Below are 13,706 nucleotides of genomic sequence, written 5' to 3'. Positions count from 1 at the left end.
GGTGAAATCCGCTTCATTCATTCCTTCGGGTGGGCGGCGCACCCGTTGGGCGTGACGCCGGATGCCGTGGGCACTTTCCGCCAGGGTGCGGAGCCGCACCACGTCCGGAGGCATCCGGAGACAGAGACAGGGAGGCCCTCCATGGGTCAGGAAGAAATGTACGAACCACCGGCCATGGTGGAAGTCGGTGACTTCGCCGAGCTGACCCGCGGCGAGGCGCTGGGGGCGCGCTACGAAGGCGGGTTCCCGCCCTACGAGTGGTATCTCGGCCCGAGCTGACCCGACCACCGATCCGAGACCGAAAGCTCCATGACTGGTGACATGCCATGAGCGGTGACGTGTGGTTCACGGTCCTTCCGGACGGTGCGTCGGGCGTGGCCGCGGCACGGCTCCTGCGCCCCTGGGCCACCGAGACCATCGCCCACGACTCCGGCCGCCCCTGGCTGCTCGGGAGCTGGCCGCAGGGTCATGTGACGGTGGGCACGGCAGGGGCGCGGCGAGTCGCGGTGATCGGGCGCTGCCCCGTCACCGCGGAAGCACTGTCCGCGCGGGCCCGACGCCTGCGGGACATCGGCGACGTGGACACCATTGCCGAAGGCCTGACCGGCAGCTTCCACCTCCTCGCCTCGGTCGACGGCGAGGTCCGGGCCCGGGGGAGCGCGTCCGGCGTACGGCGCCTCTTCCACGCCCGCGTGGGCGGGGTGACGGTGGCCGCCGACAGAGCGGACCGGCTCGCCGCCGCGATCGGCGCGAGCCCCGACGCACGCCTGCTCGCCGCGCACTTGCTGTCCTCGCCGCTCCCGTACCCGTTGGACGACCTCTGCGTGTGGCAGGGGGTGCGAGCCCTGCGGTCGTACGACTGCCTGCTGCTCGACGCGGACGGGCGGGCCCGGACCCGGCGGTGGTGGACCCCGCCGGAGCCGGAGCTCGGCTGGCGCGAGGGAGTGCCCGCGGTGCGCGCGGCGCTGACCGCCGCGGTGGAGTCCTGCGTGACAGGCCGGGGCACGGTGAGCGCGGACCTCACCGGAGGCATGGACTCCACCAGCCTGTGCTTCCTGGCCGCCCACCAACAGGAACGCTCCCGGCCCGCCGGGGCGAAGCTGGTGACGATGCGCTGGCAGAGCCTCGACCCGGAGAACGACGACGCGACCTGGGCCGCCCGCGCGCAGGCCCACCTGCCCGACATCGAGCACGTCGTGCCCGCCCCCGGCCAATGGCCGCACTGGTACAGCGACTTGATGGCCCTCACCGGCGCCGCCGTGCCCACCGACGAGCCGGGGCCATGGGTGCGCGACGGCGCCAGGATGGCCGCGCTCTGCCGCCTGATGACCGGCCGCGGATCACGCCTGCACCTGATGGGCGCGGGCGGGGACGAGCTGTTCAGCACCTTCCCCGCGCACCTGCACGACTACGTACGACGCCACCCGCTGGCGGCGTACACCCGCATCCGCACCCACCGCGCCTCCCAGCACTGGCCCCTCGGGCAGCTCCTGAGGCAGCTCGCGGACCGCAGGACGTACGGCCAGTGGCTGACCGCGTGGGCGAAGAGCCTCACCACGCCCGCGCCCGCCTCGGCGGCCCTGGTCCGCAGCGCCCCCTCGACGGCCTGGGGCGCGGACCTGCGCATGCCGCCGTGGGCGACCCGGGACGCGGCGGAGGCCGTACGGAGCCTGCTCCTGGAAGCCGCCGAGACCACCGAGACCGCCGAAGCCGCCGGACCCCTCGCGCCCGAGCGCGGCCAGCACACGGCACTGGCCTGCGTCAGGACCGGCGGGCGCGGCCTGCGCCAACTGGACCAGGTGACCTCCGCGGGCGGTCTGCCGCACGCCGCGCCCTACCTCGACGACCAGGTGATCGAGGCGGCCCTTGCCATCCGCGTCGCCGAACGCAGCACGCTCGGCCGGTACAAGCCGGTGCTTGCCGAGGCGGTGCGCGGCATAGTGCCCGACGACGTGCTGCGCCGCACCACCAAGGGCGAGTACAGCGCGGACTTCCACGCTTCCCTGCGCCACAGCCGCCACGGCCTGGTCGAGCTCTTCGACGACTCGCTGCTCGCCCGCGCCGGGCTGATCGACGACGCCGCGGTCCGGGCGTCCGTGCTCGGGGTGCATCCCGGCCCGGAGTCCCTGCGGTCCCTCAGCTCCAGCCTGGGCAGTGAGATCTGGCTGCGCGCCCGCACTCCGCGCACCGCCCGCACCCGCCTGCCGGGCGCCGAAGGCACCGCGACCACCGAGACCACCGAGACCACCGCGACCACCGCGACCACCGCGATCACCGCGTTCACCGAAGGAGCCCCGTGACCCTCACCCTGCGACCCGATGTCTGCGCGACGGACACACCGGACGGCATGGTGCTCCTGGACGAGGTCACCGGCCGGTACTGGCAGCTCAACCGCACGGCCGCGCTCGTGCTCCGCAGCCTGCTGGACGGCGCCGAACCACCCGGCACGGCACGCGCCCTCCGCGAGGCCTACCCCCGCCTGACCGCCGAGCGCGCGGGCACCGACTCGGCCGCGATCACGGACCAACTGCTCGCGGCCCGCCTGGTGGTGCCCCGATGAGCCAGCCGATGGTGCCCGCCGCCTACACCAACCTGCCCCTGCGCCGCCGCCCCCCGGTGCTCCTGGCCACGGCGGCCGCCCGCCTCATCGCCACCCTCAAGCCGCACCGCATCCGCCGCGTCCTGACCGTGCTCCGACGCGGAGCCACCCCCGCGACCACGGAAGAGGCCCTCGCCGCACGCCAAGCGGTGGTCGCGGTCAGCGCACGCTGCGCCGGGGAGGGCTGCCTGCAGCGTTCCGTGGCCACGGCACTGCTGTGCCGGATGCGCGGGGTCTGGCCTGACTGGTGCACCGGGGTGCGCACAGGCCCGTTCCGCGCCCACGCCTGGGTGGAGGTGGACGGCCTCCCGGTGGGCGAACCGCACAAGGCGTCCGCGTACCACCGCATGATGACGGTGCCGGGCGTACGCGAAGAACGAACCTGAGCCCACCCGCAAGGCTCCCGCCCCTCACCGCCCCCCTCACCGATCCTGAGCGAGCCGATACAACTCGGCGAACAACCCGTCCCGCGCCAACAACCCCTCGAAATCCCCCTCTTCACGCACCCGCCCCCGATCCAGGACGACGATCCGGTCCGCGATGCGGGCGTTCTCAAGCCCCTGGGTGACGAAGACGGCGGTCCGGCCCGCGGCCAGTTCCTTGAACCGGCGGATGACCAGGTACTCGGCGCGGGGGTCCATCGCCGAGGTGGGTTCGTCCAGCATGAGCATGGCGGCGTCGCGGTAGAAGGCCCGTGCGACGGCGATACGTTGCCACTGCCCGCCGGACAGATCGGTACCGCCCCAGTGGGAACCGGCGACCAGCGTGTCCAGGCCGTGCGGGACGTGCGCGATGATGCTGTCCGCGCCGGCGGCGCGCGCGGCGTCCAGGAGCAGGGCGTCGTTCTCCGAACGGGGCTGGCCCAGATGGATGTTGGCGCGCAGGTCCATCGGCCAGCGGGTGAAGTCCTGGGGCACCAGGCCGACCTTCGCCCACACGCTGTCCGGATCGGCCTCGGCGAGATCGGTGCCGTCCCAGCGCACGGTGCCGGTGGAGGCGAGGCGGAGCCCGGTGAGGAGGGCGGACAGGGTGGTCTTGCCGGACCCGTTCTCGCCCACGAGCGCGACGAGTTCACCGCGCCGCAGCGTGAGGCTGACGCCGTCGACGGCCGGGGCGGCGGCGCCGGGGTAGGTGTAACTGACCCCCTCCGCACGGATCTCACCCGGTCCGCCGTCCGAAATCAGCACACCCCCGCGAACGGCCCGCAGCTCCCTCGCCCGACGCAGAAACGTCTGCCAGTCCTCCAGGTAAAGACTGGTGCGGAACAGCCGGGCGGCGGCCAGGACCAGGGACGTCAGCGCACCCGTGGACGTGCGTACGGCGACGACGCCGGTGGCCGCGAGCGCGAGATCCATCCGCCCGCTCGCGGCGAGCCAGCCGAGCGCGGCCCAGGTCGCGGCGAGCATGAGGCCGCTGAGGCTCGCGCCGAGCAGGGTGACGCGCAGGACGCGCGGGGCGGCGCGGCGGTGGGTGGCCTTGATCCGCCCGGTGATCTCCGCGTACCAGTCCGCGAGGAACGCGGCCATGGTGGTGGCGCGGACCTCGGCGGCGGTGCGCTGGTGGGTGGCGTAGTGCCGCAGCAGATACCGCAGATGGCTGTCGGCGATGTTCTGGTGGTCGGCGCGGTGCTGGATGCGCGCGGTGGTGACGGCGGCGGCGCCCTTCGGTACGACGGCGAGCAGGAGCAGCGGCAGCAGTACGGGGTGCAGCAGCGCCAACACCGAGGCGGCGGCGACGAGTTGGCCGAGCGCGGAGACGAGCGCCTGGGCGTCGGCGATCAGGCTCTCGGTCGCCTCCGCGCCCCGCCCCGCCGCCTGCAGCCGGTCGGCGAAGCCGGGCCGGTCGTACGCCTCCAGCTCCACGCGGGGCGCGGCCGCCAGGATCTGCAGGTCGGCCTCGGAAGCGACTTCCGGCGCGAGCCGCGCGGAGGCGTACGTGGCGAGTGCGTCGGCTCCCGCCCGTACCCCGGCGGCCGCCGCGACCACGACCAGCGCGGGCGCGGCAGCCGCCACCCGCTCCGCCACGGCCCCCCCCACCGAACAACTCACCAAGCGCCCCCGGCAACGCGGCAAGCCCCACGGCCGAGGCCACCACGACGACCACCTGACACCCGGCCAGCCAGAGCATCGCGCCCCGATCGGCAGCCCACCCCAACCGAGCAGCGGCCCCGAGCGTCCGGGGCAACCGCGACGCCATCCGCCACCACGAGGCATCGGCGATGTCCTCGAACCGATCATCCCGACGAAGTCCCACTTGCTGGGGCGTGCTGGTCACCCACACATGGTGGTGAGCCCTCCGGCCCATGCGGGCCCAAACCCCACAATCTCCCCCACACGACGGAAAGTCTGGGGCTTCGCCCCTTTCCCCCTCATCGGCGCTCCGCGCCTCGTCCTCAAGCGCCGGACGGGCTGATGGTGCTGGCTGCGTGCTGTCGTGCAAGTCAGGGCGGGGTTGGGGAAAGCTCAGCGCAGCGTCCGCCCGAACCCCGAAGCCAGCGGCATCCGTAACCCCAGAGGCGGCGGCGCAGCCAACGCGTCCTCGACGGGTCGTGCCAGCGGATACCCGAACAACACCCCCTGAACGAAGTTCGAGGCAAGAGCGTGCACCTCAGAGTGGTGCTGACTGAGCCGGTGCCCGTCCGAGTGCACCTCGAACCGACAGACATCCCGATTGACCTTCTTGGCGCGCGAGGCAAGCCGGAAGGACAACTCGGGATCGGTCCGCTCATCGTTGGTGCCGTGCACCAAAAGCACTTGCCGCCCCACAAGCTGCTTGACAGGCTCAGGCGGCGCGGCGACATCGTCCTCGGGCAGCCAAGGAGCAAGCGCCACAACGGAGTTGACGGCGCTGTGCCCGGCGGCCCGAAGCGCCGCACGCCCGCCCATGTCGATCCCGGCAAGGCAGACGGGCACATCGCCGTAGCGACGGACGACCTCGTCGGCGGCCCACTCCGCGTCACGGGCGAGCTGCGCCTCCGCCCCGTTCCACCCGCCCACGCGATAGTGCACGACATGCGCGGCGAGCCCGTCGTCCTGCCCGGCCCGCGTCAGTGAACGCCCCAGCGACCGCACCGCCGCGGCGGCCAGCGGAGAGGGCCTGCGGGCGGACGCCTCATGGCCGCCGGGAAGAAGCAGCACCACCGCGCTCACCGTCGCGGAACGCGTGCCGATCACACGCCCGAGCCTGGCCGTACGCACGGGACGGGACGTCGCTTGCTGTGCCATGGCAGAACAGTGTCAGAAGTCAACGTGTCTGCCACCCGTCCGCAGGGTCACTGTTACGTATCGACCAGTGAGTTCTACGCGCGTAGGAGTTAGAGTGCGGAAATGACGAGCCAGACCAGCAAGATCAGCGCAGCGAGCGGTCCCTCGGGCCGCGCGAGCCACCCCGGCACCCCCGACTCCGAGCAGATCCGCCGCGCCCCGAAGGTCCTCCTCCACGACCACCTCGACGGCGGCCTGCGCCCCGGCACGATCGTCGACCTGGCCCGGGAGAACGGCTACGAGGGCCTGCCCGAGACCGACCCCGACAAGCTCGGCGTCTGGTTCCGCGAGGCGGCCGACTCCGGCTCCTTGGAGCGGTACTTGGAGACCTTCGCGCACACCTGCGCCGTCATGCAGACCCGCGACGCGCTGTTCCGCGTCGCCGCCGAGTGCGCCGAGGACCTGGCCGAGGACGGCGTCGTCTACGCCGAGATCCGCTACGCCCCCGAGCAGCACCTGGAAGCGGGCCTGACCCTCGAAGAGGTCGTCGAGGCCGTGAACGACGGCTTCCGCGAGGGCGAGCGCCGCGCCAAGGCCAACGGTCACCGGATCCGCGTCGGCGCGCTCCTCACCGCGATGCGGCACGCGGCCCGCGCCCTGGAGATCGCCGAACTCGCCAACCGCTACCGCGACCTGGGTGTCGTCGGCTTCGACATCGCCGGCGCCGAGGCCGGCTTCCCTCCCACCCGCCACCTGGACGCGTTCGAGTACCTGAAGCGGGAGAACAACCACTTCACCATCCACGCCGGCGAGGCCTTCGGCCTGCCGTCCATCTGGCAGGCGCTCCAGTGGTGCGGCGCCGACCGGCTCGGCCACGGCGTGCGCATCATCGACGACATCAAGGTCACCGACGACGGCACGGTCCAGCTCGGCCGCCTCGCCTCGTACGTACGCGACAAGCGCATCCCGCTGGAGCTCTGCCCGAGCTCCAACCTGCAGACCGGCGCGGCGGCCTCGTACGCCGACCACCCCATCGGCCTGCTCCGCAAGCTGCACTTCCGGGCCACCGTGAACACCGACAACCGGCTGATGTCCGGCACCAGCATGAGCCGCGAATTCGAGCACCTCGTCGAGACATTCGGTTATTCGCTCGACGACATGCAGTGGTTCACCGTCAATGCGATGAAGTCGGCGTTCATTCCTTTCGATGAAAGGCTGGCCATGATCAATGACGTCGTCAAGCCCGGTTACGCCGAGCTGAAGTCCGAGTGGCTGTTCCGTCAGACCGTCTCCACCAGCGGGTCTTCCGAGGTCTGACCATCGCGGACCACCCAGAAGAACGGCCGGGGACACGACTCCCCGGCCGTTTTCGGATGTTTGCGGGGCGACCTTGAGGGTGTTTACGGTCAAGGACCGCTCAACGCCCCCGTCATCAAGGACGCATTCAAGATGAAGCAGTCTGCTGCCAAGACCCTCGGTGTCGCCGCCCTCGGTGCCGCCTTCGCCGCCACCGCCGCCGGCGCGGCGTCCGCGGCCCCGGCCGTTCCGGACGCCGCGGGCACCCTGGGTTCGGTCACCTCGGCACTGCCCGTCGGTGAGCTCTCCCAGACCCTGCCCGAAGGCGCGCCCGAGTCCCTGGCCGCCGGCCAGAGCGCGCTCCAGAGCGGCCTGACCGCCGCCCAGCCCACGGTCGAAAAGCTGACGTCCGCCGGTGACGACGAGGGCGAGGACAGCGGCAAGGCCGACCGCGCGATGAGCACCAAGCCCGCCCCCGACCCGGCCACGGGCCTGCTCGGCGGCCTCCCGGTCGCGCAGACCCTGCCGGTCGCGAACGGCCTGCCGACCAACTCCCTCCCCACGAACGCGCTCCCGGCCGGTGCCGTGACGCAGGCGCTGCCCCTGGCCGGCGCCGGCCTCCCGGTCCAGGGCCTGCCGCTCGGCGGCTGACCCCCGCCGCACACGCACGACGGGGCGCACCCCCAAGGGTGCGCCCCGTCGTCGTACCGGAGAAGGTGGCCGGGCCCGTCGTCGAACCGGGCGGCTGCCGCCGTCACCAGGCCGTCTTCGTCCTGTTCTCGCCGGGGAGCACGATCCACAGCGCGATGTAGAGCAGGAACTGGGGGCCGGGCAGCAGGCAGGACAGGACGAACGCGACGCGCACGGTCGTCGGGGACCAGTTGTAGCGGCGGGCGATCGCAGCGCACACGCCGCCGATCATGCGGCCGTCGGTGGGGCGGGCAAGGGCGGACATGGGGGCTCCTTCGTGGACCGTCGCCGGATGAGGGCGGAGGCGGCGGCTTGTCGTCGCCTCGTACATCCAAGGTAGGTCCGCGAAAGGGGCAAAGCGTCACGCTAGGGGGCGACGCCGACCCTGGGAATCTTCGGGGTCGACCCCTGAGGGGCCTCCTCCCTGAGGCGGGTCGCACGGGGGCGCGGGGAGGAGCGGCGGCGCAGCCGGGCCCGCGCCGCGGGCACCACGGCGACATGCGCGAGTGCCACCCCCAGGGTGTTCAGGAGCAGCGAATCGACGTCCACGACCTGCCCCGGCACCCCGGTCTGCAGCAGTTCGATGCCGAGCGAGAGCAGCGCGCCCGCGGCGACCGTGCGCGCGAGCGAGGCCAGCGGCGACACGTCCAGGCGCCCCCCGGCCAGCGGAAGCAGCACCCCGAGCGGCGCCAGCAGGAGCAGCGCCCCGCCGATCTGCCGGGCCGCCTGCTCGGGACCGCGCTCCAGGTCGGCTCTGATGCCGGCCAGCGGCTCCAGGTTCGCCGCGCTCACCCAGGGCACGTCCAGCGGCCGCAGCGTGATCCACGCGACGACCAGGAGATGCGCGGCGAGGACGACCACTCCCGCCGCGCGAAAGCGAATGGCGGCACCGCGCCCGCCCGAGCCTTGACGCACGCCACCCAAGACGCGGGGTGCGGCGGGAACGGTTCCGTGTCGGCGCGTCCGCTTTGACGGGACGGCGCGCCGCCTTGCCGGACCAGGGCCTGTATCGAGTCCTAGCCCTCGACGGCCCGTGACGGCGGCGCCACCGTGCCCGGCCTGGCGCGCACCTCCGGGTTGCACTCGTAGCGGCGCGGGGAGCCCGCCGGGCCGCCCAGGATCACCGAGCCGTCGCCGTCGGAGGCCGCGCTGTCCGCGTAGGTGCACACGATCTGGGCGAGGGCGTGCGCCGAGAGGTCCCGCGGGGAGCGGTTCAGCCGCAGCGTCTCGTCCGGGTCGTCCCGCTGGGGTCCGGTGACCGTCATGCCGCGGCGCACGTCCGTCGCGTACCCCGCCGCCTTCGCGGCCTGGGACGGCGGCGCGGACAGCTCGTCGAGGAGCGCCTGCGCGATGCGGACCCGGTCCGTGGACGCCTTCTCGGTGGGGATCCGCACCGTCCGGTCCACGGTCACGAGCTGCGACGAGCACACCAGGAAGATCTGTACGGGTACGCCCGCGGCCGCGTCCTGCGGCGAGATGCCCGCGTCCGACGCCACGCACGGCACCCGCGAGGGCGCGGCACCGAAGTCGGTGGGCACCTCGGTGGAGCGGATGCCGCAGCCGGCCAGAGTGGCGGCGAGCGCGGCGGTGGCCAGCGCGGCCTTCAGCCGTCGCCCGGTCATGACTGTTCCTTGCCTTCCCCGGGGCGTTCCCCGGCGTCGTCCTCGTCGGCTCCGTCCGGCTCGCCCACACGGTCCGCGTGGGGCTCCGCCGTCAGCGGTGACGGGTCGCGCGGCAGCCGCAGCGTGAACACCGCGCCCCCGGCGGGCGAGTTGGCCGCGGTGATCTCGCCGCCGTGGATGTGCGCGTTCTCCAGCGCGATGGAGAGCCCGAGCCCGCTGCCCTCCGACCGCGGCCGGGACGCGCTGGCCTTGTAGAACCGGTCGAAGACGTGCGGCAGGACGTCCTCGGGGATGCCAGGACCGCCGTCCCGTACGGAGATGACCAGGCTGTCGCCGTCCAGGCGCACCGAGACCCGCACCGGGGAGCCGCCGTGCTTGAGGGCGTTGCCGATGAGGTTGGCGAGGATCACGTCGAGGCGGCGCGGGTCCAGGCTGACCGTGGTGCCGCGCTCGGCGTCCAGGTCGACGGCGTCCAGCCAGGCGCGGGCGTCGATGCACGCGGTGATCTGGTCGGCGATGTCGACGTCGTCGAGGACGAGCCGGGCGGTGCCCGCGTCGAAGCGGGTGACCTCCATCAGGTTCTCGACCAGGTCGTTCAGGCGCCGCGTCTCGCTGACGACGAGCCGGACCGCGGGCTCGATCATCGGGTCGACCGAACCCGTCTCGGCGTCCAGCTCCTCTTCCAGGACCTCCGTCACGGCGGTGATCGCGGTCAGCGGCGTACGCAGCTCGTGCGACATGTCGGCCACGAAGCGGCGGCTCGCCTCGTCGCGGGCGCTCATGTCCGCGACCTTCTTCTCCAGGTTCTCCGCGGTGCGGTTGAACGTACGCGAGAGATCCGCCAGTTCGTCGGTGCCGGAAACCCGCAGCCGGGTGTCCAGCTTCCCCTCGCCGAGCCTGCGCGCGGCGACCCCCAGGCGGTGCACGGGCTTCAGTACGGTCGTCGCGGCGGCCTGCGCGAGCAGCGCCGAGCCGACGAGCGCGAGCGCCGTGGCGATCGCAAGCGACCAGCCCAGCGAGCTGAGGTCCTTGGCCTCCGGCTCCAGGGACTTGAGCATGTAACCCGTCGGCCCGCCGCCGATCACCTGCGCCCCGCCCACCAGATAGGGCGTGCCGTGGTCCGTCGTCCGCTGCCAGTACAGGTGGTACGGGCTCTTGTTGCCGGACGAGACCGGCTGCTCCTTCTTGACCGCCTCACGCAGCGTCTTCGGCACCTTGGCGAGCGTGAAGGCGTCCAGGTCGGAGTAGCCGAACACCTGGTCGCCGCTGGCGTTCTCGCTGATCAGGAGCACGCTGTAGCGCTGGCTGCTGTTCGCCATCTGCCCGGCGGCGACCTGCAGTTCGTCCTGCGAGGGGTTCGGCGGCAGCGCGCCCGCGCGGGTCTGCAACTGCTGCCGGAAGTCCTTGAGGGCCGCGTCCTGCGCGCGCGTGAGGACGGCCTCGCGGTTCAGCCAGTACGCGATGCCGGACGCGGAGACCGCGGCGGTCAGCGCCACCAGGGCGAAGACCACGACCAGGCGCAGCCGCAGGCTGGTGAAGCGCAGGCCGGACAGGACCGCCTTGCGTGCCGCGGGCAGGCCGCGGAGCTTGTCGTGCGGTTTGGTCACTGAGGCGTGTCCAGCCGGTATCCCACGCCGCGCACCGTACGGATCAGCGTCGGCGACGACGGCACGTCCTCGACCTTGGCGCGCAGCCGCTGCACACACGCGTCGACGAGCCGTGAGTCACCGAGATAGTCGTGCTCCCACACCAGGCGAAGCAGCTGCTGGCGCGAAAGGGCCTGACCGGGCCTGCGGCTCAGCTCCAGGAGCAGCCGCAGCTCGGTCGGCGTCAGCTGCAGGTCCTCGCCGTTCTTCGTCACCGTCATCGCCGCGCGGTCGATCACCAGGGAGCCGAACGTCGCCGCGTCGTTGGCCTCGCGCTCGCCGCGCCGGAGGACCGCGCGGATGCGGGCGTCGAGCACCCGCCCCTGCACGGGCTTGACGACATAGTCGTCGGCACCCGACTCCAGGCCCACGACCACGTCGATGTCGTCGTTGCGCGCGGTCAGCAGGATGATCGGCAACTGGTCGGTGCGCCGGATGCGACGGCACACCTCGAAGCCGTCGATGCCCGGCAGCATCACATCCAGCACGATCAGGTCCGGCCGCTGTTCGCTCAGCAGTTTCAGACCGTCCTCGCCGGTGGCAGCGGTGGCCACCCGGTGGCCCTGGCGCGTCAGCGAAAGCTCCAGGGCCGTCCGGATGGCGTCGTCGTCCTCGATCAGCAACAGGGAAGGCACAAACGTCATTCTGTCCCATGGTGCGGGCCCAGTTCGACTGTTGGCGGGGGTCTCACACCTCACCCACACGAGTAAGGGAGGCCCTTTCGGTGCCACGAGGCCTGTTGCAGGCCTGTGACAGTCGGCGGACACCGCCATGAAGTGGGGGCGGCAGAGTTCTGGTCACACGGAAAACCCAGACTCCACGACGGGGGGCGCGAGATGAACACGCTGCACAGCACCAGCTCAAGCGCAGTAGTCACGCGTCTGCACGACCTCGGCCGGAGTTCTGAGAAGCACGAGAAGTCCGGTGCCGTGAGCGGGCGGGGGTGCGCTCGCGGCACCGGGCGTCAGCACACCACGTACATGACGGTGGTTGACGCACTCAAGGGCGGCGGTGACGGGGGAGCTCGCGGGGGAGCCGCGTACAGGGAGGTCTCGGGGGAGCGGACGCAGTCCCAGACGGGGAGCGAGGACGCCGAAGCGGCGTTCACCGCCTACGTCCAGGAGCGCCGCGCCTCCCTGTACGCCACCGCCTACCACCTGACCGGTGACCGGTTCGAGGCCGAGGACCTGCTGCAGAGCGCGCTGTTCTCGACGTACCGCGCCTGGGACCGGATCAGCGACAAGGCCGCCGTCGGCGGCTATCTGCGGCGCACCATGACGAACCTGCACATCAGTGCCTGGCGCCGCCGCAAGCTCAACGAATACCCGACCGAGGAACTGCCGGAGACGGTGGGCGACACGGACGCGATGCGCGGCACCGAGCTGCGCGCCGTGCTGTGGCAGGCCCTCGCCCGGCTGCCCGAGCTCCAGCGCACCATGCTGGTCCTTCGTTACTACGAGGGCCGCACGGACCCGGAGATCGCGGACATCCTCGACATCAGCGTGGGCACGGTGAAGTCCAGCATCTGGCGGTCGCTCCGCCGGCTGCGCGAGGACGAGGTCCTCAGCTTCGGCCGTGACCAGGAGGAGTCCTTCGGCGAACTTGTCGCCTGAGGACGGGGGGACGCGGGACCGCCGCTTCGGGGGAAGCGGCGGAAGCAGTGAAGGGGGACCCACCCGGGGGAACTGGGGGGTGGTGGGAACCCAGGGGGGAAACGGGGGTCCACGGGGGATACGGGGACCAACGGGGGAAACGGACAGCGGGACCGGAAGGCCGGGGGGTCTTTCCGGGCCCGCTGTTTGGCGTTCGCCTCAGGCCGTTCCGCGTTGACCCGAGGCCGTTCCGCGTCGGCCTCGGACTGTTCTACGTTCTTACGTTGGCTTCAGGCCGCCGCGCGTGCCTTCACGCAGCGGCCCGCCGCCGCGGCCGCGAGTCGGCCGAGGGCCTCCTCCTTGCCGCAGGGGTGCGCGCCGAGCGCGGTCTGGCGGGCCACGATGGAGCGCTCCGCGCGCATCAGGCGCCAGCCCCGGCGCAGCAGGAACGGCACGGACTTGCGGCCCTCGCGCAGATCGCGCAGGAGCCGGCGCCGGAACGTAGTGGAGGGGCGCCCGCGCAGACAGATCGCGTCCGCGAGGACCCCCAGCTCACGGCAGCGGTCCACGATGTCGGCGGCGAAGATGCCCTCCGCGATGAACAGCGGCGTGCGCTCGATGTCGAGCGACTCCTCGCCGACCCGCGCGCTCGTCGAGATGTCGTACACCGGGACCCGGGTGCGGCCGGTGCGGCACAGCTCGCCGATCGCGGCGAGCGCGACGTCCGCGTCCCACGACAGCGGGGAGTCCCAGTCGATGTCAGAAGTGCCGGCGACCTGAGGCAGCGACGGGTCGGTGCCTTCCTTGTAGAAGTCGTCCAGGCACAGCACGGGCAGTCCCGTGCGGGCCGCGAACGACGACTTGCCCGAGCCGGAGGGGCCGGCGAGCAGCACGACTCGGGTGGGTATCGGGGGATGGGAACCCAATTGTGTGAACCTTCTCACCAGTGGTCTTGCTGACGAATCGGAGCTCGCTGCCGCGCTCTCCGCCTTCCGGCCCTCCTGGGCCCGCCGGTGCCGCCCTGCGGCGGCACCCCCGGGCCCGGCGCGCCACCTGTC

Annotated in this window: 15 protein-coding genes; 7 read left to right on the top strand and 8 right to left on the bottom strand. The window is 72.3% G+C overall.

All coding sequences use genetic code 11. The features are described 5' to 3' along the window. Positions 1-141 precede the first annotated feature (141 nt). From IEY91_RS02775 to IEY91_RS02760, 4 genes are read left to right on the top strand one after another with little or no spacing between them, the layout of a single operon-like run. A complete protein-coding gene (locus tag IEY91_RS02775) occupies positions 142-279 on the top strand; it encodes a lasso RiPP family leader peptide-containing protein (RefSeq protein WP_189172648.1) in 138 nt (45 codons plus the stop codon). A gap of 47 nt (positions 280-326) precedes the next feature. Next, positions 327-2,300, top strand: a complete 1,974-nt coding sequence (locus tag IEY91_RS02770; RefSeq protein ID WP_189172647.1) for an asparagine synthase-related protein — start codon at positions 327-329, stop codon at positions 2,298-2,300. Then, complete coding sequence (locus IEY91_RS02765; protein ID WP_189172646.1) at positions 2,297-2,560, top strand: lasso peptide biosynthesis PqqD family chaperone; 264 nt, start codon at positions 2,297-2,299, stop codon at positions 2,558-2,560. The genes IEY91_RS02770 and IEY91_RS02765 overlap by 4 nt, the downstream gene beginning before the upstream one ends. After that, on the top strand, positions 2,557-2,985 hold the full coding sequence (locus IEY91_RS02760; RefSeq protein WP_189172645.1) for a lasso peptide biosynthesis B2 protein: 429 nt from the start codon (positions 2,557-2,559) through the stop codon (positions 2,983-2,985). The genes IEY91_RS02765 and IEY91_RS02760 overlap by 4 nt, the downstream gene beginning before the upstream one ends. 36 nt (positions 2,986-3,021) lie before the next feature. On the opposite strand, the gene IEY91_RS02755 is transcribed toward IEY91_RS02760, so the two are convergent. Both IEY91_RS02755 and IEY91_RS02750 read right to left on the bottom strand, forming a co-directional pair. Further along, entirely contained in the window at positions 3,022-4,623 is a 1,602-nt protein-coding gene (locus IEY91_RS02755; protein WP_189172644.1) for an ATP-binding cassette domain-containing protein, read from the bottom strand. Positions 4,624-5,061: 438 nt separating this feature from the next. Next, a complete protein-coding gene (locus IEY91_RS02750; RefSeq protein WP_164321372.1) occupies positions 5,062-5,823 on the bottom strand; it encodes an alpha/beta hydrolase in 762 nt (253 codons plus the stop codon). A 102-nt stretch (positions 5,824-5,925) separates the two neighbouring features. Between IEY91_RS02750 and IEY91_RS02745 the strand changes: the two genes are divergently transcribed. Then, the gene (locus tag IEY91_RS02745) at positions 5,926-7,119 is read left to right on the top strand and encodes an adenosine deaminase (protein WP_164321370.1); all 1,194 of its coding nucleotides are present in this window, start codon (positions 5,926-5,928) and stop codon (positions 7,117-7,119) included. A gap of 132 nt (positions 7,120-7,251) precedes the next feature. Next, positions 7,252-7,749, top strand: a complete 498-nt coding sequence (locus IEY91_RS02740) for an ATP-binding protein (protein WP_306309850.1) — start codon at positions 7,252-7,254, stop codon at positions 7,747-7,749. Positions 7,750-7,852: 103 nt separating this feature from the next. On the opposite strand, the gene IEY91_RS02735 is transcribed toward IEY91_RS02740, so the two are convergent. From IEY91_RS02735 to afsQ1, 5 genes are all read right to left on the bottom strand, one after another. Next, a complete protein-coding gene (locus IEY91_RS02735; protein WP_164321366.1) occupies positions 7,853-8,053 on the bottom strand; it encodes a PspC domain-containing protein in 201 nt (66 codons plus the stop codon). Between the two features lie 101 nt (positions 8,054-8,154). Then, positions 8,155-8,703 carry a VanZ family protein gene (locus tag IEY91_RS02730; protein WP_189172643.1) on the bottom strand — a complete coding sequence of 183 codons (549 nt, stop codon included), beginning with the start codon at positions 8,701-8,703 and terminating at the stop codon, positions 8,155-8,157. A gap of 101 nt (positions 8,704-8,804) precedes the next feature. Then, positions 8,805-9,410 carry a hypothetical protein gene (locus IEY91_RS02725; protein WP_164321364.1) on the bottom strand — a complete coding sequence of 202 codons (606 nt, stop codon included), beginning with the start codon at positions 9,408-9,410 and terminating at the stop codon, positions 8,805-8,807. Continuing rightward, positions 9,407-11,017, bottom strand: a complete 1,611-nt coding sequence (locus IEY91_RS02720) for an ATP-binding protein (RefSeq protein WP_164321362.1) — start codon at positions 11,015-11,017, stop codon at positions 9,407-9,409. The genes IEY91_RS02725 and IEY91_RS02720 overlap by 4 nt, the downstream gene beginning before the upstream one ends. Next, positions 11,014-11,691 carry a two-component system response regulator AfsQ1 gene (afsQ1, locus tag IEY91_RS02715; protein WP_037659607.1) on the bottom strand — a complete coding sequence of 226 codons (678 nt, stop codon included), beginning with the start codon at positions 11,689-11,691 and terminating at the stop codon, positions 11,014-11,016. The genes IEY91_RS02720 and afsQ1 overlap by 4 nt, the downstream gene beginning before the upstream one ends. A gap of 201 nt (positions 11,692-11,892) precedes the next feature. Here afsQ1 and IEY91_RS02710 point away from each other — a divergent pair, with 201 nt between their 5' ends. Further along, positions 11,893-12,669, top strand: coding sequence for a SigE family RNA polymerase sigma factor (locus IEY91_RS02710; RefSeq protein ID WP_164321360.1), 777 nt, complete (start codon positions 11,893-11,895; stop codon positions 12,667-12,669). Positions 12,670-12,938: 269 nt separating this feature from the next. Here the strand turns inward: IEY91_RS02710 and IEY91_RS02705 are convergent, their stop codons facing one another. Further along, on the bottom strand, positions 12,939-13,574 hold the full coding sequence (locus IEY91_RS02705) for a uridine kinase family protein (protein ID WP_189172642.1): 636 nt from the start codon (positions 13,572-13,574) through the stop codon (positions 12,939-12,941). Between the last annotated feature and the right edge of the window lie 132 nt (positions 13,575-13,706).

It is taken from the genome of Streptomyces lasiicapitis, assembly GCF_014646335.1.
Taxonomy (GTDB): domain Bacteria; phylum Actinomycetota; class Actinomycetes; order Streptomycetales; family Streptomycetaceae; genus Streptomyces; species Streptomyces lasiicapitis.
Note: the sequence above shows the minus strand (reverse complement) of the source record. Positions and strands in the feature narration are given on the sequence as shown.

Coding starts and splice junctions, on each gene's coding strand:
- IEY91_RS02775 (WP_189172648.1), top strand. CDS start 142: ATGGGTCAGGAAGAAATGTACGAACCACCGGCCATGGTGGAAGTCGGT.
- IEY91_RS02770 (WP_189172647.1), top strand. CDS start 327: ATGAGCGGTGACGTGTGGTTCACGGTCCTTCCGGACGGTGCGTCGGGC.
- IEY91_RS02760 (WP_189172645.1), top strand. CDS start 2,557: ATGAGCCAGCCGATGGTGCCCGCCGCCTACACCAACCTGCCCCTGCGC.
- IEY91_RS02750 (WP_164321372.1), bottom strand. CDS start 5,823: ATGGCACAGCAAGCGACGTCCCGTCCCGTGCGTACGGCCAGGCTCGGG.
- IEY91_RS02745 (WP_164321370.1), top strand. CDS start 5,926: ATGACGAGCCAGACCAGCAAGATCAGCGCAGCGAGCGGTCCCTCGGGC.
- IEY91_RS02740 (WP_306309850.1), top strand. CDS start 7,252: ATGAAGCAGTCTGCTGCCAAGACCCTCGGTGTCGCCGCCCTCGGTGCC.
- IEY91_RS02735 (WP_164321366.1), bottom strand. CDS start 8,053: ATGTCCGCCCTTGCCCGCCCCACCGACGGCCGCATGATCGGCGGCGTG.
- IEY91_RS02725 (WP_164321364.1), bottom strand. CDS start 9,410: ATGACCGGGCGACGGCTGAAGGCCGCGCTGGCCACCGCCGCGCTCGCC.
- IEY91_RS02710 (WP_164321360.1), top strand. CDS start 11,893: ATGAACACGCTGCACAGCACCAGCTCAAGCGCAGTAGTCACGCGTCTG.